16 protein-coding genes and 1 pseudogene are annotated in these 26272 nt (G+C 60.5%); 13 read left to right on the top strand and 4 right to left on the bottom strand.

What is annotated here, in order from left to right; genetic code table 11:
• Positions 1–175: 175 nt before the first annotated feature.
• The 4 genes and pseudogenes from LOY38_RS27300 to aceE form a co-directional block, all read right to left on the bottom strand.
• The gene (locus LOY38_RS27300) at positions 176–2869 is read right to left on the bottom strand and encodes a bifunctional diguanylate cyclase/phosphodiesterase (RefSeq protein ID WP_258697880.1); all 2694 of its coding nucleotides are present in this window, start codon (positions 2867–2869) and stop codon (positions 176–178) included.
• A 232-nt stretch (positions 2870–3101) separates the two neighbouring features.
• Positions 3102–4495: pseudogene (locus tag LOY38_RS27295) on the bottom strand (alkaline phosphatase D family protein).
• Positions 4496–4904: 409 nt separating this feature from the next.
• Entirely contained in the window at positions 4905–6872 is a 1968-nt protein-coding gene (aceF, locus tag LOY38_RS27290; RefSeq protein ID WP_258697879.1) for a dihydrolipoyllysine-residue acetyltransferase, read from the bottom strand.
• Positions 6873–6883: 11 nt separating this feature from the next.
• Positions 6884–9529 carry a pyruvate dehydrogenase (acetyl-transferring), homodimeric type gene (aceE, locus tag LOY38_RS27285; RefSeq protein WP_253417082.1) on the bottom strand — a complete coding sequence of 882 codons (2646 nt, stop codon included), beginning with the start codon at positions 9527–9529 and terminating at the stop codon, positions 6884–6886.
• A 384-nt stretch (positions 9530–9913) separates the two neighbouring features.
• Between aceE and glnE the strand changes: the two genes are divergently transcribed.
• From glnE to LOY38_RS27220, 13 genes are all read left to right on the top strand, one after another.
• Entirely contained in the window at positions 9914–12853 is a 2940-nt protein-coding gene (gene glnE, locus LOY38_RS27280) for a bifunctional [glutamate--ammonia ligase]-adenylyl-L-tyrosine phosphorylase/[glutamate--ammonia-ligase] adenylyltransferase (RefSeq protein WP_258697878.1), read from the top strand.
• Between the two features lie 306 nt (positions 12854–13159).
• Complete coding sequence (gene waaF, locus LOY38_RS27275; protein ID WP_258697877.1) at positions 13160–14194, top strand: lipopolysaccharide heptosyltransferase II; 1035 nt, start codon at positions 13160–13162, stop codon at positions 14192–14194.
• A gap of 1 nt (position 14195) precedes the next feature.
• Complete coding sequence (gene rfaC, locus LOY38_RS27270) at positions 14196–15257, top strand: lipopolysaccharide heptosyltransferase RfaC (RefSeq protein ID WP_258697876.1); 1062 nt, start codon at positions 14196–14198, stop codon at positions 15255–15257.
• On the top strand, positions 15257–16378 hold the full coding sequence (locus tag LOY38_RS27265; protein ID WP_258697875.1) for a glycosyltransferase family 4 protein: 1122 nt from the start codon (positions 15257–15259) through the stop codon (positions 16376–16378). Before rfaC ends, LOY38_RS27265 begins: the two co-directional genes overlap by 1 nt.
• Positions 16378–17184 carry a lipopolysaccharide core heptose(I) kinase RfaP gene (rfaP, locus tag LOY38_RS27260; RefSeq protein ID WP_258697874.1) on the top strand — a complete coding sequence of 269 codons (807 nt, stop codon included), beginning with the start codon at positions 16378–16380 and terminating at the stop codon, positions 17182–17184. Before LOY38_RS27265 ends, rfaP begins: the two co-directional genes overlap by 1 nt.
• Positions 17184–17918, top strand: coding sequence for a lipopolysaccharide kinase InaA family protein (locus LOY38_RS27255; RefSeq protein WP_258697873.1), 735 nt, complete (start codon positions 17184–17186; stop codon positions 17916–17918). Before rfaP ends, LOY38_RS27255 begins: the two co-directional genes overlap by 1 nt.
• Complete coding sequence (locus tag LOY38_RS27250; protein ID WP_258697872.1) at positions 17915–18667, top strand: lipopolysaccharide kinase InaA family protein; 753 nt, start codon at positions 17915–17917, stop codon at positions 18665–18667. Before LOY38_RS27255 ends, LOY38_RS27250 begins: the two co-directional genes overlap by 4 nt.
• Complete coding sequence (locus LOY38_RS27245; RefSeq protein WP_258697871.1) at positions 18667–20118, top strand: lipopolysaccharide kinase InaA family protein; 1452 nt, start codon at positions 18667–18669, stop codon at positions 20116–20118. The genes LOY38_RS27250 and LOY38_RS27245 overlap by 1 nt, the downstream gene beginning before the upstream one ends.
• Positions 20119–20356: 238 nt before the next feature.
• Positions 20357–20692, top strand: coding sequence for a YceK/YidQ family lipoprotein (locus LOY38_RS27240; protein WP_258700799.1), 336 nt, complete (start codon positions 20357–20359; stop codon positions 20690–20692).
• Positions 20693–21022: 330 nt separating this feature from the next.
• On the top strand, positions 21023–22780 hold the full coding sequence (locus LOY38_RS27235) for a carbamoyltransferase (RefSeq protein WP_258697870.1): 1758 nt from the start codon (positions 21023–21025) through the stop codon (positions 22778–22780).
• Complete coding sequence (locus LOY38_RS27230) at positions 22764–23894, top strand: glycosyltransferase (protein WP_258697869.1); 1131 nt, start codon at positions 22764–22766, stop codon at positions 23892–23894. The genes LOY38_RS27235 and LOY38_RS27230 overlap by 17 nt, the downstream gene beginning before the upstream one ends.
• Positions 23894–24790: an antimicrobial resistance protein Mig-14 gene (locus LOY38_RS27225; RefSeq protein ID WP_258697868.1), complete on the top strand. Its 897-nt coding sequence runs from the start codon at positions 23894–23896 to the stop codon at positions 24788–24790. Before LOY38_RS27230 ends, LOY38_RS27225 begins: the two co-directional genes overlap by 1 nt.
• Before the next feature lie 8 nt (positions 24791–24798).
• A complete protein-coding gene (locus LOY38_RS27220; RefSeq protein ID WP_258697867.1) occupies positions 24799–26232 on the top strand; it encodes a PIG-L deacetylase family protein in 1434 nt (477 codons plus the stop codon).
• The last annotated feature ends 40 nt before the right edge of the window (positions 26233–26272 follow it).

Here is a 26272-nt window from a genome sequence, read left to right as displayed (position 1 = left end):
TCTCAGTCAGGTTGAGATGTAAATAAACAGACTGCCAGTGTGCCTAATGCCGGTCAGTTACGCACTATCCCTGTGGGAGCGAGCCTGCTCGCGATAGCGGTGTGTCAGTCAGAATCCACGTCACTGATAGATCGCTATCGCGAGCAGGCTCGCTCCCACAGGGATTGCGGTGTGCTCAGGCGAGTGGGCCGCGCGGGTAGCGTTTGAGCTTTTCGATCAGCTCGGAACCCGGGATCGGCCGGTCGAACAGGTAGCCCTGGCCGACGTCGCAGCGGTGGCGGCGCAGGAAGGCCAGCTGCTCGGCCGTCTCGATGCCTTCGGCCACGACCTTGAGTTTCAGGTTGTGGGCCATGGCGATCACTGCGGAGGTGATTTCCATGTCGTCCTGGTTGTCCGGTATTTCATGGATGAAGCTTCGATCGATCTTGATGATGTCGATCGGGAATTTTTTCAAGTAGCTGAGTGACGAGTAACCGGTGCCGAAGTCGTCCATGGCCAGGGTCAGGCCCAGACGCTTGAGCTGGTCGAGCTGCAAGTGGGTGTCTTCGGTGGCCTCCAGCAGCAGGCCTTCGGTCAGTTCCAGCTCCAGCAGGTTGGCCGGCAGCTCTTCTTCTTTGAGGATGTTGGCGATGGACGCCACCAGGTCCGGGTCGGAGAACTGTTTGGGCGACAGGTTGATCGCCACTTGCAGATTGCCGAGGCCGGCGGCGGTCAGGTCTTTGCTCATGCGGCAGGCCTGGCGGGCGATCCATTTGCCGATGGGGATGATCAGCCCGGTTTCTTCGGCCACGCTGATGAACTGGTCCGGGCGGATCATGCCCTTTTCCGGATGGTTCCAGCGCAGCAGCGCTTCCATCCCCAGCAAACGACCGCTGCGCAGGCACAGCTTGGGCTGGTAGAACACGTCCAGCTCGTTTTGGGTCAGGGCGCGGCGCAGGTTGTTTTCGACGAACAGTTTGTAGCTGGCCTCGGCGTTCAGCGCTTCGGTGAACACCTGTACCTGGTGTTTGCCGTTGGCCTTGGCCTTGTGCAGCGCCAGGCCGGCGTTGCGCATTAGCGTCTGTGGGTCGCGGCCGTGCAGCGGCGCGCAGGCCAGACCCACGGAGCCGGTGACGCTGATCAACTGATTGTCGACGAACATCGGTTTGTCGAGGGTTGCCAACAATTGGTTGGCGACCTGCTGGCCAGCCAAGAGGTCCGTGTCGTCCAACAGCACCGCGAATTCATTACTGGCAAAACGCGCCAGGCTGCCGCTCGGGCTCAGGCTGTTGCGCAGGCGCCGGGCCAGGCTGATCAGCAGCTTGTCGCCGGTCTGGTGGCCGAGGCTGTCGTTGATCCGCTTGAAGTTGTCGATGTCCACCAGCAGCAGGCTGATCGGCGTATCGCTGTCTCGGGCGAAGCGTTCGTCGAGGTTGCGAATGAACGCCGGGCGGTTGCCGAGGTTGGTCAGGTTGTCGGTGTAGGCCAGGCGCTCGATGCGCTGCTGGGCGAGCTTGGTGTGGGTTATGTCTTCGTAGATGCCGATGTAGTGGGTCAGTTCGCGGTTGTCGCCGTAGACCTTGGAAATCGACAACTGACCCCAGTAGGGTTCGAGGTTTTTGCGTCGGCTCTTGAACTCGCCCTGCCAGCTGTTGCTCTTGGCCAGTGCAGACGGCGCGTCGAACAGCAGTTCGCTGAGGTTTTCCAGCGCCGGCAGTTCCGACAGCCGCTGGCCGTGGACTTCTTCGGTGGTGTACTGGGTGATCGCCGTGAAGCTTGGGTTGACGTACTCCACCACGCCGTCGCAATTGACCAGCAGAAAGGCGTTGGCGCTTTGCTCCACTGCACGCTGGAACAGGTGCAGGGCGTTGGTGGCGGTTCGGCGATTGTGGTTGTTGATGACCTGGGCGAACTGATCCGCCAGTTCGCCGGCAAAGGCGATTTCGTCCGACTGCCAGGCGCGGGTCACACCGGATTGTTCCAGGCAGAGCACGCCGACCACCTGGCCATCGATACGGATGCTGGCGTCGAGCATGGCGTTGACGTCGCGGGGGCGCAGGCTCTCGGCCATGTGCCGGGTGCGCGGGTCACGCATGGAGTTATGGGCGTCGATGGCGCGGCCGGTGTGCAAGGCGTCGAGGTAATCGGGAAAACCACTGACGTCGATCGGTTCCGGCAGTTTGTGATTGCGGGTGGCGCGGTGATAGGCCGAGATCGGCGTCAGTAGCGAACCGTCGAGGTTCCACAGGCTGGCGCAGTCGATTTCATAGATATCGCAGGCGCTACGGGTGATCAGCTCGGCGGCTTCTTGCAGGGAGTTGTTGGTGCTGTAGCGCTGGCGGGTCAGCAGCAGAATCAGGTCTTGCTGGGCGCGCACCCGCTCCAGGTGTTGGAGTTGTTCCTGCTGGGCACGTTGATTGAGTTCCAGGGCGATTTGCAGGCGCGAATTCTGGGTTTCCAGATCCAGCACCGGCAGCAGGGGGTCATCGATGAACAAGCCGTCTACGACCATCAGGTAGCCGCGCAGAAGGTGCCGATTGTGTTGTTTGTAAGCTTCGCCCAGTTCCAGCAGGCTCAGTTCGCCGGCGGCGGTGTGCAAGGTGTAGCGGATCAGATAATGCGGGTTTGCGGTGAGTTGCTGCTGGATCGTGTCGTGCAGTTGATAGCGCGCCTCGGGCTCCATCAGGCTGGCGTAGGGCGAGCCGACCAGGGCACAGAGCTCCACGGCCGGCAGGCCGAACTGTCGTTCGCAATTGGGATCGAGAAACAGCAGTGCCCAGCTCGGTTCATTCAGCCGTTCGAAACGCAGCATGCCGAGCCGCGAGGGCACAGGCAACTGCGTCACTACCTCGGCCACCATACGGCTGGCGGCATCGGGTTGGCTTTTCATGGAGGGAAACTCGCTTCGAATATGCTGATCGCGCCGGGCTCTCGCCCTCTTTACTGTCGCCTGCGGCAAGGTTGCATCATTGCGACACCGACTGACAAGAGACATGAAGGCCAAGTGCTATAAGAATATGTCGGCAGGGGCGAAGATTTCTCCAATTCATGGGTGAAAGTAGTGGTGTGGGCCGAAAAATCGCAGCCCGCAGGAGCTGCCCAAGGCTGCGATCTTTTCGGGTTCAACGCAATTTGATGCTGATCGACTGCAATGGCTTGCCATCCCGATCGTGATAATTGACGCGAACCTGTTCGGCCTCGACGATCAGATGGGCAAAGTTGTCCTGGCTGATCACTTCACTGGTCAATTCGTGCCGATAGTCTCCGGCGGCTGTTCGGGCCAGCGCTTGATCGAGGATGAAGGTCGATGCCTTGGCATACGGCAGCAGTTTGCTGTTGCACAGCGGTGAAGACACGATGGTGTGAACTTCGAAATCCGAATCCTCGGTGTGGGTCAGGCGGCTGGTCAGGGAGCCGTGGACATCGCCGGAAATGAAGAAGACGTTCTTGATGCCGCGCGTGCGAATCGTCTCCAGCAGCCGTAGCCGTTGTTCCGGGAAGGCTTTCCAGGCGTCATCGCCATAGCTTTTGCGGTCGGGGTAAAACATGACGCTGGTGACCACGAATTTGACCCGGGCAGGGCTGTTGATGAGCCATTTGAGCAGCGCCTGTTCCTGTTCTTCGTCAAGGATGCGCCGGTCGTTGGCTGACAGATTGCGTCGGGTTCGGCTGTCGGTAATAAACCATTCGATATCGCCCTCGCAGAACTGATACCAATACTGTTCCAGTCTTCTGCTTACTTGCCCGTTGCCAAGCAGTTCATGGGCGGGACTGTGGCTGGCTTGATATAACTCATACGCTGCAATGGCGTTTTTATATAAGTAATCATCGGCCTTGCTTTTGTTGGCCGGCCAGTTGTCTTCGATTTCATGGTCGTCGAGGATCATGTAAGTCGGCACGCCGGACATTAACTTCGAGATATGAGGCTGCGAAAAGCCGTGCGGTACTTGCTGAGGATATCTTTGTATTCCCGGTCGGGGGCTACGAGGTTCAGGTCGTCGACGTAAATCTGGTCACCCGTCATCAGCATGGCGCTGATGGGCGGCTCGGCGCGTCCCGCCAGGTTTGTGATCGAGGCAAAAATCCGGTCGCCCAGATGCGGTGCCGACGCAATGCCAGCAGTCATTCGCAAGTAACGACATGAGCCGACGATATACGCCCGTGGCGTTGTGGTTTTGCTGGACTGAGTGCGAAAGCGGTAGATCTCCCGCGGCCATTGCAGCGGCAACTCCTGAACCGTCTCCACGGTATGCACCGGGCTCATGGGGCTGAACCAGCCGGCCTGGTATTCATAGTTGGTATCGCTGGCAAGATCGTTGAGTGTCATCACATCAGACATATCCCGCACGATGGTCAGTTTTGCAAATAGGCCTTTGGACCAGTGTGCCTCGTCAGTGCGTCGATAACGGATGCCTGCAAATACCAAGGCATTGTCCTGTGACTCTCCGCGCAAGAAAATGCGGGCATGGTTAGTTGTGGTGTGGCCAATGATAGGGCCGACAGTAGGTTTGAACATATTCGAATCCGTTCGAGGTAATGCTAACTAAGCTGATTAAGTAATCGAAGTTCCTATTGGGAATCCTCGAAACTAAGACTAGTTATTGGTTCGCGAAAAATATCGGGCAGAAGTGGACTTGAGTTGTAAGCAACGTAAGCCTTGGATGTAGGAAGAACGCGCAGAGGAGGGCTCAACACCCGTCAATCAAGGTGCGGAATCTGTGGGGGGCGGGCTTGCTCGCGAAGGCGGTGGCACACTCAACATTGATGTCGCCTGATACACCGTTTTCGCGAGCAAGCCCGCTCCCACATGGATTGCGTTTAAAGCAAAAAAAAGCCCCGCCAAATTGGCGGGGTTGAGGTACGAGCGTGGCGCTCGGAAAGCGTGGAACGCGACGGGCCCTCCGGTCAAGGAGGGCCAGCCGGTGTTACAGCAGGATGGTGCGGATGTCCGCCAGCAGGTCGCTCAGACGCTTGGTGAAGCGTGCAGCGGCGGCACCGTTGATCACACGGTGATCGTAGGACAGCGACAGGGGCAGCATCAGTTTCGGCTGGAAGGCTTTGCCGTCCCAGACTGGCTGGATGGTTGCCTTGGAAACACCGAGGATCGCCACTTCCGGCGCGTTGACGATCGGCGTGAAGCCGGTGCCGCCAATGTGGCCGAGGCTGGAAATGGTGAAGCAGGCGCCTTGCATGTCGTCGGCCGAGAGCTTCTTGGTCCGGGCTTTTTCAGCCAGGGCCGCGGCTTCGGCTGCCAATTGCAACAGGCTCTTCTGATCGACGTTCTTGATGACCGGTACCAGCAGGCCATCCGGGGTGTCGACCGCGAAACCGATGTTCACGTACTTCTTGCGAATGATCGCCTTGCCGCTTGGCGCCAGCGAACTGTTGAAGTCCGGCAGTTCCTTGAGCAAGTGAGCGCAGGACTTGAGCAGCAGCGGCAGGATGGTCAGCTTGACGCCAGCCTTCTCGGCCACGGCTTTCTGTGCGATACGGAACGCTTCCAGCTCGGTGATATCCGCCGAGTCGAATTGCGTCACGTGTGGCACGTTCAGCCAGCTGCGGTGCAGGTTGGCAGCGCCGGCCTGCATCAGGCGGGTCATCGGCACTTCTTCGGTTTCACCGAAGCGGCTGAAGTCCACGACCGGAATCGGCGGGATGCCCGCGCCGCCAGTTGCGCCGCCAGCGGCCGGTGCTTCCTTGGCCTTCTGCATCATGGCTTTGACGTAAACCTGCACGTCTTCTTTCAGCACACGACCGTGCGGGCCGCTTGGGCTGACCGCGCTCAGCTCGACGCCGAATTCACGGGCCAGTTGGCGCACCGCAGGACCTGCGTGAACCTTGGCGCCAGGCTTGGCTGGAGCAGCGGCCGGGGCGGCAACTGCAGGCGCGGCTGCAGCCTGAGCAGCAGGTGCAGCAGGAGCGCTCGGAGCAGCAGCGGCTGGAGCCGGGGCCGCAGCAGGCGCCGCGCCTTTGACTTTCAGCTTCAGGATCAGGTCGCCGGTACCGACTTCGTCATCCAGCTTGATGGAAATGCTTTCCACCACACCGGCGGCAGGCGATGGAATTTCCATGCTCGCCTTGTCGGATTCCAGGGTAATCAGCGACTGGTCGGCAGCGACGGTGTCGCCAGCCTTGACCAGCACTTCAATGATCTTGGCCTTGCCCGCCGAACCGATGTCCGGGACGTGAATATCCTGAACGCTGTCGGCAACCGGTGCCGCCGGGGCTGCGGCGGCAGGCGCCGGAGCAGCGGCAGCAGGCGCAGCAGCCTGAGCTGGCGCGGCAGCGGCCGGTGCAGCAGCACCCGCCACTTTCAGGGCCAGAATCAGGTCGCCAGTGCCGACTTCGTCGTTGAGTTTGACGCTGATGCTTTCAACCACGCCCGCAGCGGGCGAAGGGATTTCCATGCTGGCCTTGTCGGATTCCAGGGTGATCAGCGACTGATCAGCCTCGACGGTGTCGCCGACCTTGACCTGGATCTCGATGATCTGGGCCTTGCCCGACGAACCGATGTCCGGCACGTGCACTTGCTGAATGCTGGCGGCAGCCGGCGCGGCAGCAGGAGCCGCCGGCACAGGCACAGGTGCAGCAGCCGGCTTGGCTTCAGCCTTGGCAGCTGGCGCAGCGGCAGCGGCAGCCGCAGGGGCCGGGGCAGCGACACCTTCGACTTCCAGTTCCAGCAGTTCGTCGCCTTCTTTCAGGCGATCGCCCAGCTTCACTTTCAAGCTCTTGATGATGCCGGCCTTAGGCGCAGGCACTTCCATGCTCGCCTTGTCCGATTCCAGTGTCAGGATGCTCTGATCGGCTTCGATACGGTCGCCGACCTTCACAAACAGTTCAATTACTTCACCTTCACCGCTGCCGATGTCAGGTACGCGAATGAGTTCGCTCACAGAGTGTCTCCTCAGCAGTCCAGTGGGTTGCGTTTTTCCGGGTTGATACCGAACTTGGCGATGGCTTCAGCCACCACTTTAGGTTCGATGTCACCACGGTCAGCCAAGGCTTCCAGGGCTGCCAACACCACGAAATGACGGTCGACTTCGAAGAAGTGACGCAGCTTCTTGCGGCTGTCACTGCGGCCGAAACCATCGGTGCCCAGGACTTTGAATTCCTTGGACGGGACCCACTGACGAATTTGCTCGGCGAACAGCTTCATGTAGTCGGTAGAGGCGATGACCGGACCTTTACGGCCGTTCAGGCACTCTTCGACATAGCTCAGCTTAGGCTTCTGGCCAGGGTGCAGACGGTTGGTACGCTCAACGGCCAGGCCATCGCGACGCAGTTCGTTGAAGCTGGTAACGCTCCACACGTCAGCGCCGACGTTGAACTCTTCACGCAGGATCTTCGCCGCTTCACGGACTTCACGCAGGATGGTGCCGGAGCCCATCAGCTGAACGTGGTGCGCCGCTTCGCGGGTGTCTTCCTCGAGCAGGTACATGCCTTTCTTGATGCCTTCTTCGGCACCGGCCGGCATGGCTGGCTGCTGGTAGGACTCGTTCATTACGGTGATGTAGTAGAAGACGTCCTGTTGCTCTTCGGTCATCTTCTTCATGCCGTCCTGAATGATCACCGCCAGCTCGTAGCCGTAGGTTGGATCGTAGGTGCGGCAGTTCGGGATGGTGGCAGCCAGCAGGTGGCTGTGACCGTCTTCGTGTTGCAGGCCTTCACCGTTCAGGGTGGTACGGCCGGCGGTGCCGCCGATCAGGAAGCCACGGGTACGGCTGTCGCCAGCGGCCCAGGCCAGGTCGCCGATACGCTGGAAGCCGAACATCGAGTAGAAGATGTAGAACGGCAGCATCGGCTGGTTGTGGCTGGAGTACGAAGTGCCGGCAGCGATGAAGGAGCTCATGGCGCCCGCTTCGTTGATGCCTTCTTCGAGGATCTGACCCTTCTGGTCTTCCTTGTAGAACATCACCTGGTCTTTATCGACTGGCTCGTAGAGCTGGCCGACGGAGGAGTAGATGCCCAACTGACGGAACATGCCTTCCATACCGAAGGTACGGGCTTCGTCCGGGATGATCGGGACGATGCGCGGGCCGATTTCCTTGTCCTTGACCAGTTGCGCGAGGATCCGCACGAAGGCCATGGTGGTGGAGATTTCACGGTCGCCCGAGCCATCCAGGATCGCCTTGAGGGTGTCCAGTGGAGGGGTCGGGATGTTGAAGCTCTTGGCGCGACGCTGAGGCACGAAACCGCCCAGTGCGGTACGGCGCTCGCTCAGGTAACGGGCTTCGGCGCTGCCTTCTTCCGGTTTGAAGAATGGCAGGTTTTCCAGTTCATCGTCCTTGACCGGGATGTCGAAACGATCACGGAACAACTTCAGGCTGTCGACGTCGACTTTCTTGGTGTTGTGCGCAGTGTTTTTCGCTTCGCCGGCACCGGTGCCATAACCCTTGATGGTCTTGGCCAGGATGACAGTCGGTTGTTCTTTGTGGTTGACCGCTTCGTGGTACGCCGCGTAGACCTTGTACGGGTCGTGGCCGCCACGGTTGAGCTTCCAGATCTCGTCATCGGACAGATCGGCAACCATCGCCTTGAGTTCTGGCGTGTTGAAGAAGTGTTCACGCACGAATGCGCCGTCTTTTGCTTTGTAGTTCTGGTACTCGCCGTCGATGACTTCGTCCATGCGGCGTTGCAGGATGCCGTCGACGTCCTTGGCCAGCAGTGGGTCCCAGAAACGGCCCCAGATGACTTTGGTCACGTTCCACTGAGCACCGCGGAACACGCCTTCGAGTTCCTGGATGATCTTGCCGTTGCCGCGAACCGGGCCGTCAAGGCGCTGCAGGTTGCAGTTGATGACGAAGATCAGGTTGTCCAGCTTCTCGCGGCCGGCCAACGAGATGGCACCCAGGGATTCCGGCTCGTCGCACTCGCCGTCGCCCAGGAAGCACCAGACTTTCTGTTTGCCCGGCTGGATGAAGCCACGGTGTTCCAGGTACTTCATGAAGCGTGCCTGGTAGATCGCCTGGATCGGACCCAGGCCCATGGATACGGTCGGGAACTGCCAGAAGTCAGGCATCAGCCAAGGGTGCGGGTAGGACGACAGGCCCTGACCGTCGACTTCCTGGCGGAAGTTGTTCATCTGGTCTTCGGTGATGCGGCCTTCCATGAATGCACGGGCGTAAACGCCTGGCGAGGTGTGGCCCTGGAAGTAGATCAGGTCGCCGCCGTGTTCGTCGGTCGGGGCCTGGAAGAAATAGTTGAAGCCGATGTCGTACAGGGTTGCACTGGAGGCGAAGCTGGAGATGTGACCGCCCAGGTCAGAATCTTTCAGGTTCGTGCGCATCACCATGGCCATCGCGTTCCAGCGTACCAGCGAGCGAATGCGGCGTTCCATGAACAGGTCGCCAGGCATGCGTGCTTCGTGGGTAACGGGAATGGTGTTGCGGTATGGCGTGGTGATGGCGTAAGGCAATTGCGAACCGCTGCGGGTTGCGAGTTCGCCCATACGGGTCATCAGATAGTGAGCACGGTCTTCGCCTTCTTTGTCGAGAACCGATTCCAGGGCGTCCAGCCATTCCTGGGTTTCGACGGGATCGAGGTCTTGCATGGCTTGCTCCAGGGCGGAAAGGCTTCCAGAATCGGTTGCCTGAGTTTGCGACTGGCCTTGTGGGCAGACGATTATAAATTCTTGGATTGCCGATAGGTTGTTCCGGCGGCGTGTAGTTTTACTACAAATCTTCGGGCATTTCAGCCTTTCGAATGTATAGACGAGTAGTAAAACTACAGATGATTGGCTTGTGGCCTCCGGCTGCGTTGTGAGAATAATCGTTAAGGTTGGTCTTTTGCCAACCATAAAAGGTGAAAGCTTGATGGTCGCTGCCAAAAATAAAGATATTTCAGCTATTTCTAACCTTTGTTCGACAGTTGATCACGTAGTGTATTTTCACAAAACACTACATGCAGCCCTTCGCACGCCGATCAAGGATAGACCATGAGCCATCCTTCGCTTGCCGAACTGCCCGGCGTACTCCTGCCGTTGGTCACCCGTGCCGAGCAGTCGTTCCGTACGACGGTCGGGGTTCTTCCCGGCGACCATGGCCTGTCCACCTGGACGCCTGAGCGCTGGGCGCAATTTGCCCGCGTCACCGCTGCCAGTGACTTTGTGATTGAACAGAGTCTGCGTGACCCTTTGATGTTGCTGGAGCTGGTGCAGTCCGGCGAACTGGACCGCGCCTTTGCTCCGGGCGAATTGTGCGCACAGATTGCGACGGCGGTGAGCGCCGCCGAAACCGACGACCAACTTGGCCGCGCCCTGCGTCGCCAGCGCGCACGCCAGCAAGTGCGGATCATCTGGCGCGACCTGACCCGCCAGGCGGATTTGATCCAGACCTGTCGCGACCTCTCGGACATGGCCGATGCCAGCATCGATCAGGCCTATCAGTGGTTGTATCAGCGGCATTGCCAGCAGTTCGGCACGCCCACCGGGCGACGCAGCGGCGAGCCGCAGCAGATGGTTATCCTCGGCATGGGCAAGCTTGGCGCGGTGGAGCTGAATCTGTCGTCGGACATCGACCTGATCTTCGCCTACCCCGAGGGCGGCGAAACCGTCGGCGTGAAGCGGTCGCTGGATAACCAGGAGTTTTTCATTCGCCTCGGCCAGCGGCTGATCAAGGCGCTGGACCCGATGACCGTCGACGGTTTCGTGTTCCGCGTCGACATGCGCTTGCGGCCTTACGGTTCGGCCGGTGCCCTGGTGCTGAGCTTCAACGCGCTTGAGCAGTATTACCAGGATCAGGGGCGCGACTGGGAGCGCTACGCGATGATCAAGGCACGGGTGGTGGCCGGCGATCAGGTGGCCGGCGCCCAGTTGCTCGAGATGCTGCGGCCGTTCGTCTACCGGCGTTACCTGGACTTCTCGGCCATCGAAGCGCTGCGCACCATGAAGCAGCTGATCCAGCAGGAAGTCCGGCGCAAGGGCATGGCGGATAACATCAAGCTCGGCTCCGGCGGCATCCGTGAAGTCGAGTTTATCGCCCAGGCCTTCCAGCTGATTCACGGTGGCCGCGACCTGAGCCTGCAACAACGTCCTCTATTAAAAGTACTGAGCACCCTGGAGGGGCAGGGCTACCTGCCGGCGGCGGTGGTCAGCGAATTGCGCGAAGGCTACGAATTCCTGCGTTACACCGAGCACGCGATCCAGGCGATTGCCGACCGCCAGACCCAGATGCTGCCGGATGGCCCGCAGGATCAGGCGCGCATTGCCTTTATGCTCGGGTTTGCCAATTGGACGGCGTTCCACGAACAACTGATGTACTGGCGTGGACGGGTGGCCTGGCACTTCGGTCAGGTGATCGCCGATCCCGACGAAGAGGAAGGAGCCAGGAACGAAGTGGTGGTCGGCGGGGAATGGCTGCCGCTATGGGAAGAGGCGCAGGATGAAGAGGCCGCGTGCCGTCAACTCGAAGAGGGCGGTTTCGCCGATGCCACCAAGGCGTTGAAAGCCCTGGCCAGCCTGCGCAGCAGTCCGCAATTGCGCGCCATGCAGCGCCTGGGGCGTGAACGTCTTGATGCTTTTATTCCACGCTTGCTGGCTCAGGCCGTGGAACATGCCAATCCCGATCTGGTGCTGGAGCGGGTGCTGCCGCTGGTGGAAGCCGTGGCGCGTCGCTCCGCCTATCTGGTGTTGTTGACCGAGAACCCCGGCGCCTTGCGTCGCTTACTGACACTGTGCGCCGCGAGCCCGTGGATTGCCGAACAGATCACGCGCTTCCCGTTGCTGCTCGACGAATTGCTCAACGAAGGCCGGTTGTTCAAGCCGCCGTTGGCGCCGGAACTGGCGGCCGAGTTGCGCGAGCGTTTGACGCGGATTCCCGAAGACGACCTTGAGCAGCAAATGGAGGCGCTGCGACATTTCAAACTGGCGCACCGCTTGCGCGTCGCGGCCTCGGAAATCGCCGGCAGCCTGCCATTGATGAAGGTCAGTGATTACCTGACCTGGCTCGCCGAAGCGATCCTCGAACAAGTGCTGGCCCTGGCCTGGCGCCAGACCGTGGCCAAGTACGGTACGCCGCTGTGCTCCGACGGCACCTTGTGCGACCCTGGCTTCATCATTGTCGGTTACGGGAAAGTCGGCGGTCTGGAACTGGGGCACAGTTCGGACCTGGACCTGGTGTTCATTCATGACGCGGATCCGCAAGCGGAAACCGACGGCCCGAAACCCATTGACAGCGCACAGTTCTTTACCCGGCTCGGGCAGCGGATCATTCACTTGCTGACGGCCCAGACCAACTCCGGTCAGCTGTATGAAGTGGACATGCGCCTGCGGCCGTCCGGTGCGTCCGGTTTGCTGGTGAGTTCATTGGGGGCGTTTTCCCGATATCAGGAAAACGAAGCCTGGACCTGGGAACATCAGGCGCTGGTGCGGGCGCGGGTGCTGGTGGGCAGTCAGGATGTCGGCCAGGCGTTCGAGAAGGTTCGCGCGACGGTATTGGCCAAATCGCGGGATCTGTCGACCTTGCGCCAGGAGGTCAGCGAGATGCGCGCCAAGATGCGCGATAATCTCGGCAGCAAGAGCACGGCGGCCGGCACGGCGGCAAATGCCTTCGAGGCCACGGCGCCGTTCGATCTCAAGCAGGACGCCGGAGGTATCGTCGATATTGAATTTATGGTGCAATACGCGGCTCTGGCGTGGTCTGAGGCGCATCCGTCCTTACTGCGCTATACCGACAATATCCGCATTCTGGAAGGGCTGGAAGAGGAGGGGTTGATACCCGCCGAAGACGCCAGCCTGTTGCGTGAGGCCTATAAAGCCTACCGCTCCGCCGCTCACCGGGAGGCCTTGCAGAAGGACGCCGGGGTGATACCGGGCGACCAGTTCGTGGATGAACGGCGGCAGGTCATGCGGATCTGGCGCGAGCTGGGGTTAAGCTGAAGCTGACATGAGCGTGGCAGGCTTTTGTGGCGAGGGAGCTTGCTCCCGCTGGAGTGCGAAGCGCTCCCGAATCAGATTGTGCGGTCTGTTAGATGAAAACGCAGTGGCAGTTTTGGGGCTGCTTCGCAGCCCAGCGGGAGCAAGCTCCCTCGCCACATAGATTTATGCTAGCTGACATGGATGTGTATTAAATTTATCCGACGAGCCCCAATCGGCTCGTCCAAATGACCTGACGGCTCACCCCGAAGGTGCTGGATTCTCGAGGCGGGGAGGCGTATGCCTCCCCGGCTCGTTTTTGGAAACCACATGAAAATTCTGATCGTTGGGCCCAGTTGGGTCGGTGACATGGTGATGGCGCAGACACTTTTTCAGTGTCTTAAACAGCGCCACCCGCAATGCGAAATCGACGTGCTGGCCCCCGAGTGGAGCCGGCCGATCCTCGAGCGCATGCCCGAAGTACGCCAAGCCTTGAGCTTCCCGCTTGGCCATGGCGTGCTGGAGCTGGCGACGCGTCGGCGCATCGGTAAGTCCCTGGCCGGTCAGTACGACCAGGCCATCCTGCTGCCCAATTCGCTGAAGTCGGCACTGGTGCCGTTTTTTGCCAGCATCCCGAAACGCACCGGCTGGCGCGGCGAGTTCCGCTACGGTTTGCTCAATGACGTGCGTACGCTCGACAAAGAGCGTTACCCACTGATGATCGAGCGCTTCATGGCCCTGGCTTTTGAGCCCGGCGCCGAGCTGCCGAAGCCGTATCCACGGCCGAGCCTGCAGATCGACCCGGTGACCCGCGACGCCGCACTGGCCAAGTTCGGTCTGGCCCTCGACCGTCCGGTATTGGCGCTATGCCCCGGCGCCGAGTTCGGCGAATCCAAACGCTGGCCGTCCGAGCACTACGCCAAGGTCGCCGAAGCGAGGATTCGTGAGGGCTGGCAGGTCTGGCTGTTCGGCTCGAAAAACGATCATGCGGTGGGCGAAGACATTCGAGCGCGGCTGATTCCCGGTCTGCGTGAAGAGTCGGTGAACCTCAGTGGTGGAACTTCCCTGGCCGAGGCCATCGATCTGCTGTCCTGTGCCGACGCGGTAGTCTCCAACGACTCTGGCCTGATGCACGTGGCCGCGGCGCTGAACCGTCCATTGGTGGCGGTGTACGGCTCGACGTCGCCGGGTTTCACGCCACCGCTGGCCGAACATGTCGAGATCGTGCGCCTGGGCATCGAATGCAGTCCGTGCTTCGATCGCACCTGCCGTTTCGGTCATTACAATTGCTTGCGCCAACTCATGCCGCAAGCGGTGAACGAAGCCTTGCAGCGGTTGCTGGGCACTGTGGTCGAGGTCAAATAGTTTGCGGGTACTGTTGATCAAGACTTCTTCGCTGGGCGACGTGATTCATGCGTTGCCAGCGTTGACCGACGCGGCGCGGGCGATCCCCGGCATCAAGTTCGACTGGGTGGTGGAAGAAGGCTTCGCCGAGATCCCGACCTGGCACCCTGCCGTGGGCAAGGTGATTCCGGTGGCGATCCGTCGCTGGCGCAAGAACATCTGGCAGACCATCAAGAGTGGCGAGTGGAAGCGCTTCAAGCAAAGCGTGCGCGCGACAAAGTATGACTTGGTGATCGATGCCCAGGGCCTGCTGAAAAGCGCGTTGCTGACCCGCTATGCCAAAGCCCCGGTGGCTGGGCTGGACAAGAACTCGGCCCGTGAACCGATCGCCGCGCGCTTCTATTCCCGGCGTCTGGCCGTGGCCCGTGGGCAGCACGCAGTAGAGCGAGTGCGTCAGCTGTTCGCGGTGGCCCTGGGTTACGACCTGCCTAAAGGGCTGGGCGACTACGGCCTGAGCGTCGAACGGCTGGTGGAATTGCCGCGCAAGAATCCGTACGTGGTGTTTCTCCATGGCACCACCTGGGACACCAAGCACTGGCCCGAAGCCTATTGGCGCGAGCTGGCCGAGCGGGTGGGGTACCTCGGTGTGGCGGTAAAACTGCCGTGGGGCAACCCCATCGAAAAGGCCCGCGCCGAGCGCATAGCCAAAGACATGAAACACGTCGAAGTGCTGCCTAAGCTGAACCTGGCGGGTGTCGGCAAAGTCCTGGCCGGGGCGCAAGCCTGCGTGGCGGTGGACACCGGTCTCGGTCACTTGGCCGCAGCGCTGGACGTGCCGACCCTGTCGCTGTTCGGCCCGACCAACCCGGGCCTGACCGGCGCGTACGGCAAGTCGCAGATTCACATGGCCAGCGACTTCCCTTGCGCGCCGTGCCTGCAAAAGAAATGCACCTATCAACCGACGGCCGACGATGCCCGTCGGTTCGACCTGAAGCGCGAGTGGCCCCTGTGCTTCACGCGTCTGAATCCCGAGCGTGTCGCGAGCCGACTGAGCACGTTGTTACTGGCTGAGGAGCTGCGCTGATGCAATTGGCATTTGTCCTGTACAAGTACTTTCCATTCGGGGGCTTGCAGCGCGACTTCATGCGCATCGCCCTGGAGTGTCAGCAGCGCGGCCATCGGATTCGCGTCTACACGTTGATCTGGGAAGGTGACGTTCCGCCGGGTTTCGAAGTGTTGGTGGCGCCGGTCAAGGCGTTCTTCAATCATCGGCGCAATGAGAAACTCACCGAATGGATGGAGGCCGATCTGGCCAAGCGTCCGGTGGACCGCCTGATCGGTTTCAACAAAATGCCCGGCCTGGACGTTTATTACGCCGCCGACGGCTGCTTCGAAGACAAGGCGCAGAACCTGCGCAACTCCCTGTACCGTCGCTGGGGCCGTTACCGGCACTTCGCCGAGTACGAGCGCGCGGTGTTCGCCAAGGACGCCAAGACCGAAGTGCTGATGATTTCCGAAGTCCAGCAGCCGCTGTTCATCAAGCATTACGACACGCCGATCGAACGTTTTCATCTGCTGCCACCGGGCATCGCCCAGGACCGTCGTCGCCCAGCGGACGCGGATGACATTCGCGCCGGGTTCCGAGCCGAATTCAACCTGAAGGACGATGAGCTGCTGCTGGTGCAGATCGGCTCCGGGTTCAAGACCAAAGGCGTGGACCGCAGTCTCAAGGCGCTGGCCGCGCTGCCCGCCGAGCTGAAAAAACGCACCCGACTGTTTGTAATTGGCCAGGACGACCCCAAAGTATTCCAGTTGCAGAGCGCCACATTGGGGCTCGGCGACAACGTGCAGTTCCTCAAGGGGCGCAGCGATATCCCGCGTTTCCTGCTCGGTGCCGATCTGTTGATCCACCCGGCGTACAACGAAAACACCGGGACGGTATTGCTTGAAGCCCTGGTGGCTGGCTTGCCGGTGCTGGTGAGTGCGGTGTGCGGCTACGCCCATTACATCGCCGAGGCCGACGCGGGTCTGGTGCTGGACGAGCCCTTCGATCAGGCGCAATTGACTCAATACCTGACTGGCATGTTGAACGACGCAAATGCACGGGCGGCCTGGAGCCGCAACGGTCTGGCCTTCGCCGAGACGGCCGACCTCTACAGCATGCCGCAGCACGCGGCCGATGTGATTCTGGCGGAGCACGCTTAATGAAGTTGATGCTGGCTGAACCGTTCAAGAGCCTCTGGGCCGGACGCGATCCGTTCGCTGAAGTCGAGGGCCTCAAGGGCGAGGTGTACCGCGAGCTTGAAGCGCGCCGGACACTGCGTACTGAAGTGGATGGTCACGGGTTCTTCGTGAAGATCCACCGGGGCATCGGCTGGGGCGAGATCTTCAAGAATCTGCTGACCGCCAAGCTGCCAGTGCTTGGCGCGGGCCAGGAGTGGAAGGCCATTCAACGCCTGCAAGAAGTCGGCGTGCCGACCATGACCGCTGTCGCCTACGGCGAAAAAGGCAGCAACCCGGCGGACCAGCATTCGTTCATCGTCACTGAAGAACTGGCGCCCACCGTCAGCCTCGAAGATTTCAGCATCGACTGGGTCAAGCAGCCGCCCGAGCCAAAACTCAAGCGCGCCTTGATCGCCGAAGTCGCGCGCATGACCGGCATGATGCACCGTGCCGGGGTCAACCACCGCGACTGCTACATCTGCCACTTCCTGCTGCACACCGACAAGCCGGTGACCTTTGATGATTTCAAGCTGTCGGTAATCGATCTGCACCGTGCTCAGACCCGTCCGACGATTACCCAGCGCTGGCGCAACAAGGACCTGGCGGCGCTGTATTTTTCGGCGCTCGACATTGGCCTGACCCGTCGCGACAAACTGCGTTTCCTCAAGGGGTACTTCCAACAGCCCCTGCGCCAGATTCTGGCTGAAGAAGCTGGACTGCTGGCATGGCTCGAAGGCAAGGCCAACAAGCTCTACGAGCGTAAGCAGCGATACGGGGACGCGCTCTGATGTCGGGTTGGACACTGGAACCTGCTTACAGCGATCTGGCAGAAGACTTCGGCAGTCTTGACGCGGTGTTCGCGCTCGAGGGCGAGCGACTGACCCGCGATCCACTGTCCGAGGTCATTCGCGTCCAGCGCAATGGCGTCAACTATTACGTCAAGCGCTACGTCGGCGCCGGCAAAGGCCTGCGCCGTTATCTGGGCAAACCGCGGGTGAAGGCCGAGTGGCAGAACCTCAAGCGTTTCGCCAAATGGGGCATTCCCACCGCCGAAGTAGTGGCCTGGGGGCTGGAACGGCGCGGTGTGGCATACGACCGTGGAGCGATGATCACACGCGAGCTGCCCCATACCGAAGATTTGTCGGCCCTGGCTGATCGGCATGATCCGAAACTGGCGGACCGCGCCTGGGTCGACAACATCAGTCGACAGCTGGCGGGCTATACCCGGACGATGCACGACCACCGTTTTACTCATAACGATTTGAAGTGGCGCAACCTGCTGATCGACGATGAGCCCCGGCTGTTTCTGATCGACTGCCCCAACGGTGATTTCTGGCGCGGCTTCTGGCTCAAATACCGGATCACCAAAGACTTGGCTTGCCTGGACAAGGTGGCCAAGTATCACCTGTCGGCCACCCAGCGTCTGCGCTTCTACCTGCAATACCGCCAATGCACCCGGCTCAATGCCGTCGACAAGAAACGGATTCGGCACGTGGTGAGATTTTTCGAGGGACGCGAATGACTGATTTTCTGGCTGCTGAAGACCGTGCGCTGCTTGAGCGCCATGGCCTCGGCACCTTTGACGCGCTCTGGGCCAAACAGCTCGAAGCTGTGGATGAACCCAACACCGCTCGGGGTGGCTGGAGCAGTGTGTTTCGGCTGGAACTGGAAGGCCATGGCTACTACCTCAAGCGCCAGAGCAACTACCTGACGCGCACCTGGCATTCGCCCTTGGGCGAGCCGAGTTTTGCCCGTGAGTTTCGCAACATCAGTCGTTATCAGGCACTGGGTATTCCGGCGCTGCAGGCGGTGTTTTTTGGTGAGCGCAAGGTCGACGGCGAAGTCCGGGCGATTCTGCTGACCCGCGCGCTGGATGGTTGGGATGATCTGGATTCGCTGTTGCAGCGCTGGTCGGATCTGAGCGCGGCACAGCACTCGGCCATTCTCAAGGCCTGTGGGCGACTGGCGCGACGCCTGCATGAGGTACGTCAGGTTCACGGTTGCTTCTACCCCAAGCACATTTTTCTTCAGGCCACCGGTGACGGTTATCAGGCTCAGTTGATTGACCTGGAAAAAACCCGGCCGCTGTTTTTCGGCCAGCGTGATCGGATCAAGGACCTGGAGCCGTTGCTGCGGCGGGCGCCGGAATGGAGCGAAATTCAGCTGCGCGAGTTGTTGGCGGTATATCTGGATCAGCCGCTGAACAGTTCGCTGGTGGACCGCTGGGTATCGCGCCTGAGTGCACGGCGCAGTCATAAGGAGGCGCGTTGATGCGTTTGTCCGAACTGAAAAACGCCGGACGTAGCCCAAGCCTGCCGCTGAGCATTCCACTGGCCGATGCCGCGGGGCCTGCCGAGTTGCAGTTGCTGAGTCTGCTGCGGGTGTTGCCGGGGCAGCGTTACGTTGGCGCTGGCGTCTGGCGCGGCCGGCCGGTGTTGGCCAAGTTGCTGGTTGGCGGTAAAGCGGCGCGGCATTTTCAGCGTGAGCTGGATGGCGTGCGTTTGCTCGCTGCGCAGGGGCTAACCACGCCGTTGCTATTGGCCGATGGCCTGAAGGACGGTGAGGGTGGCTGGCTATTGTTCGATTTCCTTGAGGGCGCCGAGAGCCTGGGGGATGCCTGGAAACAGGTCGAACACTTGCCTGCGTTGGCGGATGAACAATCGGCGGTGCTGGCCGACGCCTTGGGCGCCATTGGGCAACTGCACAGCAAAGGCCTGTGGCAGGAAGATTTGCACCTGGACAACCTGCTGCGCCACGGCGGTCAATTGTATTTGATCGATGGTGCCGGGATCTGTGCCGAGACGGCTGGCAAGCCGCTGTCGCAGCACAAAGTCCTGGAAAATCTCGGGGTGTTTTTCGCCCAGTTGCCTAAATCGCTGGAGCCCTTCACCGAAGAGTTGCTGGTGTATTACTTGCTGGGCAACGGTGAGCATGCCTTGCCCATGGAAGCGTTGCAGAAGCAGATCGACAAGGTTCGCCGCTGGCGTTTGAAGGACTTCCTGATCAAGGTCGGCCGCGAATGCACGCTATTCAGTGTCCAGCGCGGAGCGTTCGGCTTGCGGGCGATTCGCCGTGACGAAGAGGCCGCGATGCTGCCAGTGCTGGAGCAGGCCGATGCCTTGCTCGATCAGGGCCATCTGTACAAGACCGGCGGCGCGGCGAGCGTCGGCAAGGTCGACGTGGCGGGGCGCACGTTGGTGGTCAAGCGTTACAACATCAAAGGCTTTGCTCACTGGCTCAAGCGTTTCTGGCGCCCGAGTCGCGCCTGGCACTCATGGCGTGAAGGCAATCGCCTGGCGTTCCTGGGCATCGCCACGCCCAAGCCATTGGCCTTGCTGGAGAAGCGTTTTCTCTGGCTGCGCAGTCGGGCGTACCTGGTGACCGAGTATTTGCCGGGGCCGGACATCATCGAGCGCTTTGCGCCGTACGTTGAAAGCGGTGAAGCGCCGCAGGCCGAGTTGCAGGCCCTGGATTATCTGTTTGCCGAGCTGATTCGCGAGCGGATCAGCCATGGCGATTTCAAAGGCCATAACCTGTTCTGGCAGCAGGATCGCTGGGCGCTGATCGATCTGGATTCGATGTGTCAGCATGCCTCGGTCAGTAGTTTCGCCCCTGCCTATGCGCGGGACCGGGCGCGGTTCATGCGTAACTGGCCCGAGGGCAGTGCGCTGTACCAAGTGATTGATCAGCGGTTGCCCAAAGCTATCTCTAGCGCTGCCTGAATCCCATCGCGAGCAGGCTCGCTCCCACAGTGATTCTCAGTCGTACACAAAATTTGTGCTCGACATAAACCTGATGTGGGCGGGCTTGCTCGCGAAGAGGCCGGAACTGTCAGCCAAGTCCCCTGCTGGTAGAGACGGACAAGTTTTTATGAATCGTCCTACATGATCTGCAGAGCCCATGAACTGTGCCCTGAATAGCCACGATGCTAGTTTGCCCGACGTTCCCGGAGGGCAGATTTTGACGATAAAAATGGCTGTATTGCTGAGCACTTTCTCACTGGCGTTATCCGGCTGCGGGACCGCTGTCACGGTGCTGCAGGATGACGAAGAGGTCGCCCGTGGCCTCAGGAAGCAAAAGACCTACTGCCAGTCCATCCCTCGCATCTATAGCGGTCTGGCTCACGATTTTTGCGTATTGAACGCACCGCCCGATCCCACCGGTATTCTGGTGCCGTTCGTATTGCTGGATCTGACCCTTTCGGGTGCCTTCGACACGATTTCCTTGCCCTACACGATTTACCGGCAGGCTACGGACGGCAATATCAGGATTTACTGGCGGGCGGGTCCTGGATGAGCAAAGGAGAACGCTTGGGCTCGGCGTCATCTTCACGGCGCTGATAAGGGCAGGGGCATTTCCCAATGCCAGTCAGTCAAGCGCAATCCCTGTGGGAGCGGGCTTGCTCGCGAAGGCGATGTGTCAGACAGCATTAATGTCGACTGACACTCTCTCTTCGCGAGCAAGCCCGTTCCCACAGGTTCCGCACCTTAACTGATTGGCATTAGGGTCATTCCCGCCACGTTTACGCTATAATCCCGCCCTTTAGCTGTCTCTCGCCCCTTGCGAGGGCACATTAATTTTTGAGGCGCATTGCGCCTGCATGCAGACTAAAGAGGCTAGACCCCTGTGGCATTGACGATTCTTGGCCTGTCCGGCGCCCTTAGCCATGATCCTTCCGCAGCCTTGTATATCGACGGCAAGCTGGTCGCGGCGGCTGAAGAAGAGCGCTTCGTGCGCGATAAACATGCAAAGAACCGCATGCCTTACGAATCGGCGAAGTTCTGCCTCGAGCAGGCTGGCATCAAGCCGTCCGACGTTGATGTGGTGGCGATTCCGTTCGCGCCGATCAGCCTGTTCGGCAAGGCGCGCTGGCACTACGCCAAGCGTTACTGGTACGCCCCGGACCGCGCCCTCGACGCGATCCTGATGGGCAACCGTCGCTACAAGCGCTATCGCAACAAGATTGTCTGGTGCCTCGAGCAACTGGGCTTCGATCCGAAGAAAATCAAGATCGAGCCGGTCGAGCACCACCTTGCCCACGCCTCCAGCGCTTACCACTGCTCCGGTTTCAAAGAGAAAACCGCGATCCTGGGGATCGACGGCAAGGGCGAGTACGCCACGACCTTCTTCGGTTACGGCGAAAACGGCAAGATCCACAAGATCAAGGAATTCTTCGATCCGGACTCCCTCGGCGGCCTGTATGGCGCAATCACCGAGTTCCTCGGTTTCGAGATGCTCGACGGTGAGTTCAAGGTCATGGGCATGGCGCCATACGGCGACGCCAGCAAATACGATTTCTCGCGTCTGGCCTCGTTCGAGAACGGCGAGCTGGTGATCAACACCGACTACGCCAACGTCATCGGCCTGCGTCGTTATAAAGAGAAGGGCAAGGGTTTCTACTTCTCGCCGAAACTGATCGAGTGGCTGGGTCCGAAGCGTGAAGGCGATATCGCCGACGAGCCGTACATCCACTACGCCGCGAGCATGCAAGCGCTGTTCGAGAAACTGGCGTTGCAGATGATCGACCACTACCTGGGTGATGTGCTCAAGGAAACCGGCAAACTGGCCTTCGCCGGTGGCTGTGCGTTGAACGTCAAGCTGAACCAGAAAATCATTGCCCGCGACGACATCAAAGAACTGTTCGTTCAGCCTGCCTCCGGCGATGCCGGTACCGCGGTCGGCGCTGCGGCTTACGTGTCCCACGCCCGTGGTGTACCGGTCGAGAAGATGGAACACGTCTACCTCGGCCCGTCCTACAGCAACGAAGACGTGCTCGCTGCCTGTGCCCGTCACCCGAGCAAGCCTGCGTGGCGCAAGCTTGAGAACATGCCGGAAAGCATCGCCAAAATCATGGTCGACGGCAACCCGGTGGCCTGGTTCCAGGGCCGCATGGAGTTCGGTCCGCGCGCCTTGGGCGGTCGTTCGATCATCGGTTGCCCGAGTGCTGTCGGCGTGGCAGACCGGATCAACCATCAGATCAAGTTCCGCGAGCGCTGGAGGCCTTTCTGCCCGTCGATGCTCGACACCGTGGCTCCGCAGATGATCAAGATCGATCACCCGGCGCCGTTCATGACCTTCACCTTCGAAGTGGCTGAAGAGTGGAAAACCCGTGTGCCGGAAGTCGTCCATGAAGACGGCACATCCCGGGCCCAGGTGCTCAAGCGCGAATACAACCCGCGCTACTACGACATGATGAAGGCGCTGGAAGTGCTGACCGGTAACGGCGTGTCGCTGAACACCTCGCTCAACCGTCGTGGCGAGCCGATGATCTGCTCGCCGACCGACGCCTTGAACATGTTCTTCGGTTCCGACCTGCAGTACCTGATCATGGAAGACATTCTGGTGGTCAAAGAGGGCGCGGACGCTTATGACACGCTCGGCTGAACGCCATGTGCTGCAGTTTTGTCACGGCTATGACGGGCCGTTTCTGGACTGCGCCCGGCAGTACGCCAGCCTGTTTGCGGGGACCGGTTATCGCGTGACCACGGTGTTTTTGACCGGGGCTGCAGATAGCCAAGTCGCCGCGAGCTGCGCTTCCGATGAAGTGCTGTTCATGGAGTACAGCTCCAAGGCCATTCGTGGCCTGAAGCTGGGCGCCATCGGCGATCTGCGCAAGATCGCCGCGTCGCGCAACTTCAGTTTCTGCATTGCTCACCGTTTCAAACCGATCTACATCGCCTTGCTCGGTACTTCGTTGCCGGTCATTGGCGTGCATCATGCGTTTGGCGATTACCAGCGCAGCACCCGCAAATTTTTCGCGAATATTTTCCGCAAGCGCCTGAGCCTGATCGGCGTCTCCGATGCGGTACGTGACGACATGCGCCGTTGCTTGCCGAAATGGCCGGCCGGGCGGATTCAGACGCTCTATAACCGTGTCGATGTGCCAGCGTTGCAGACCAGTCAGGTATCGGTTCGTGAGGCCCGGGAAACCCTCGGTCTATCGATGGATGCCTGGATTGTCGGCAACGTCGGGCGCCTGCATCCGGACAAGGACCAAACCACGTTGCTGCATGGTTTCGCCGCGGCATTGCCGGGGTTGCCGGCCAACAGTCAGTTGGTGATCCTGGGCAGCGGTCGGCTGGAGCAGGACCTCAAGGCCCTGGCGCGTGAACTGGGTATCGGTGATCGCGTGTTGTTCCTCGGTCAGGTGCCCGAGGCGCGTCGTTACTTCCGCGCCTTCGATGTGTTTGCCCTCAGTTCCGATCACGAACCGTTCGGCATGGTGTTGCTGGAGGCCATGGCCGCCGGTGTGCCGTTGCTCGCCACCGCGTGCGGTGGGGCCAGGGAAGTGGTCGAAGGCGTGGGCATTCTGTTCCCGCTGGGTGATGCCGAGCACCTGGCGCAAGGGTTGCAGCATCTGGCCGCGATGGACGAGCAGCAACGTCGCCAATGTGCCGAGCTGATGTTTGACCGCTTGCGTGAGCGCTTCTCCGATCGCGCGGTGCGCGACGCTTTCTGGCATTTGCCGCACGTTACCGAACTGGCACCGAGGGGCTGATGCTCAACCGATTTCAAAGCTGGCGCGAACGTGGCTGGGCGCAGGTCGACGCCTCGGCTTATGCACAGGCCTGGCAACGTTTTGGCGGCAGCGTCGCAACTCATCCTCTGGTGGTCGAACGTCTGGCACAGTTGGCCGACATCCCGGTGCGCTATCTGGCGTGGGAGCAGGACGGCGAACTGAAAGCCGCCATTCCAACCTGGGGGCGCGACCTGGCGCTGTCCAAGGACGTGCTCAAGCGCAGTGGTAAAAAAGGCCTGTTTGACCTCGGCAATGCCGAGTTGATCCTGCCGGCCGCCGCTGATGCCCAGGCACCGCTGCGCCATCGCGGGCGTTACCTGTCGGCGCTGAGCGAAGGCCGCTTCACCGGCATCAAGTTGCAGACCGAACAGCTGGCGTTGGCCCGGACACCTGAAGAGCTGTCGAAGAAGTTTCGCTACAACCAGCGCCGGGAATTGCGTCTGCTGGAAGAGGCGGGCGGCGTGGTGCGGCCGGTTGCCGAATTTTCCAGCCGTGAACTGGCGGTTATCTATTGCGACCTGTTCCAGCGTCGCTGGGGGTTCCCGGCCACCGGTGCCGAGCGCATGGGCGAAGTGATCGAATTGCTGCGTGAGTTGCTGATCGGCTCGGTGATTTTCCTCAACGACGCACCGATTGCGATTCAACTGGTGTACCGCGTCGAGGCGCCGGAGTGGATCAGCGTCGAGTACGTCAACGGCGGTGTCGATCCCGAGACCCGCGAGTTCAGCCCCGGCAGCGTACTGAGCTTCCTCAACACCCAAAGCGCCTGGGAGCACGCACGCGCGTTGGGTAAGCCCCTGCGGTTTTCCTTTGGTCGGACCGACCGTGAGTACAAGGACCGCTGGTGCAATTCTGTGCCGGTCTTCACCGTATGAGCCAACCCATGAGCCGCAAACAGCAACTGCTCAAGCGCCATCGGCGCAACAAACGTATCGGTCTGTTGATCGCGTTGATGCTGTTGATCGCCATCGGTGTGCTGGTGGCCTGGTGGCTGCCGCTGGTGCTCGCGGTGCTGGGCTGGATCGCCCACGAGGCGTGGTTCGCCGACCATCTGTTTTATTCGCCCAAAGACGATTACCAATACAGCTTCCCGCCGTACACACCGCAGCCAAAAATTCACTTGGACGGTGAACGGCTGCGGCTGGACGAGGGCGTCATGCTGGTCGATGACGCTACGCTGGTGCTGGCGCTGCGGGTGAAAAGCACTTGGCTGGGGCGCTTTATCGATCCGGTGGTCGAATTGTCGGGGGGCGATAATCCCGACCGACAAACCTTCGAACGCGGTGTAAACGGCTTGCGTTACCTCAACCTCAGTGGTCAGGCGCACGTGCTGTCGAAAGGCGAGTTGCGTTTGCGCGGGCGATTCTGCCGATTACTTGGCGAACCTGTGCTCTGGGCGTTCGAGCAACCGGACTACCGTCGTCAGCGAGTGATGGTGATTGCACCCCATGCCGATGACGCCGAATTGGCCGCCTACGGTTTGTACAGCCAGGCCGACGAAGCCTGGATCGTCACCCTGACCGCAGGTGAGATCGAAGCCGAACACTATCAGCAAATGGGCCTGAACAAGGTCGAGTCGGCTCGTCTCAAGGGCCGTTTGCGCGCCTGGGACAGTATCGCCGTGCCGCGCTGGGCCGGGGTGCCTGAAGCCCATTGCGTACAGCTGGGGTATTTCTGTCTGCAACTGGCAGCGATGCAGGCCGCGCCGGACACGCCTGTGGGTTCGCGGGAAGCAGACTTGAGCGACACCCGGTTGTTCCGTCAGTTGAATCCATTTGTTCTGCCGGGCGATGTCGACGGTGCGCCGACCTGGAACAATTTGCTGGCCGATCTGCGTGAATTGTTGCTGCGAGCCCGTCCGGAAGTGATCGTATTGCCACACCCGACCCTCGATCCGCACCCCGACCACATTTGTGCACAGGAAGCGGTCCTTGAGGCATTAAGGGGGCTGGAATGGCAGCCGATCACCGTACTCGGCTACGCCAATCATCTGCATGACAACGATCGCTGGCCAATGGGCGACGCCGGGCATGGCATCGCCCTGCCGCCGGCATTCGATTCGGTAACGTCGATGCAGCCTTGCTGCCTGCCAATGCCCTTGGCGCTTCAGCGTGATAAGGCCATGGCGTTGGGCATGATGCACGATCTGCAACCGACCCAGCCGTTCAAGCGACGTTTGCGACGGTTGATACAGTGGTTGCTGGCCAGTAGAGTGCCAGCTATCTATGGAGAGAACGATTTCTTTCGCAAAGCGGTCAGGCGCCACGAGTTGTTCTGGCTTCTGAAGCATGATGAAACATTTGGGCGACAGAAATGAAGTACAACGCGGCCTAGCATGGCCCGTATATAAGCAGCAG

The sequence above is a fragment of the Pseudomonas sp. B21-015 genome (assembly GCF_024749285.1).
GTDB lineage: Bacteria > Pseudomonadota > Gammaproteobacteria > Pseudomonadales > Pseudomonadaceae > Aquipseudomonas.
This window is presented reverse-complemented; position numbering and strand designations above follow the sequence as displayed.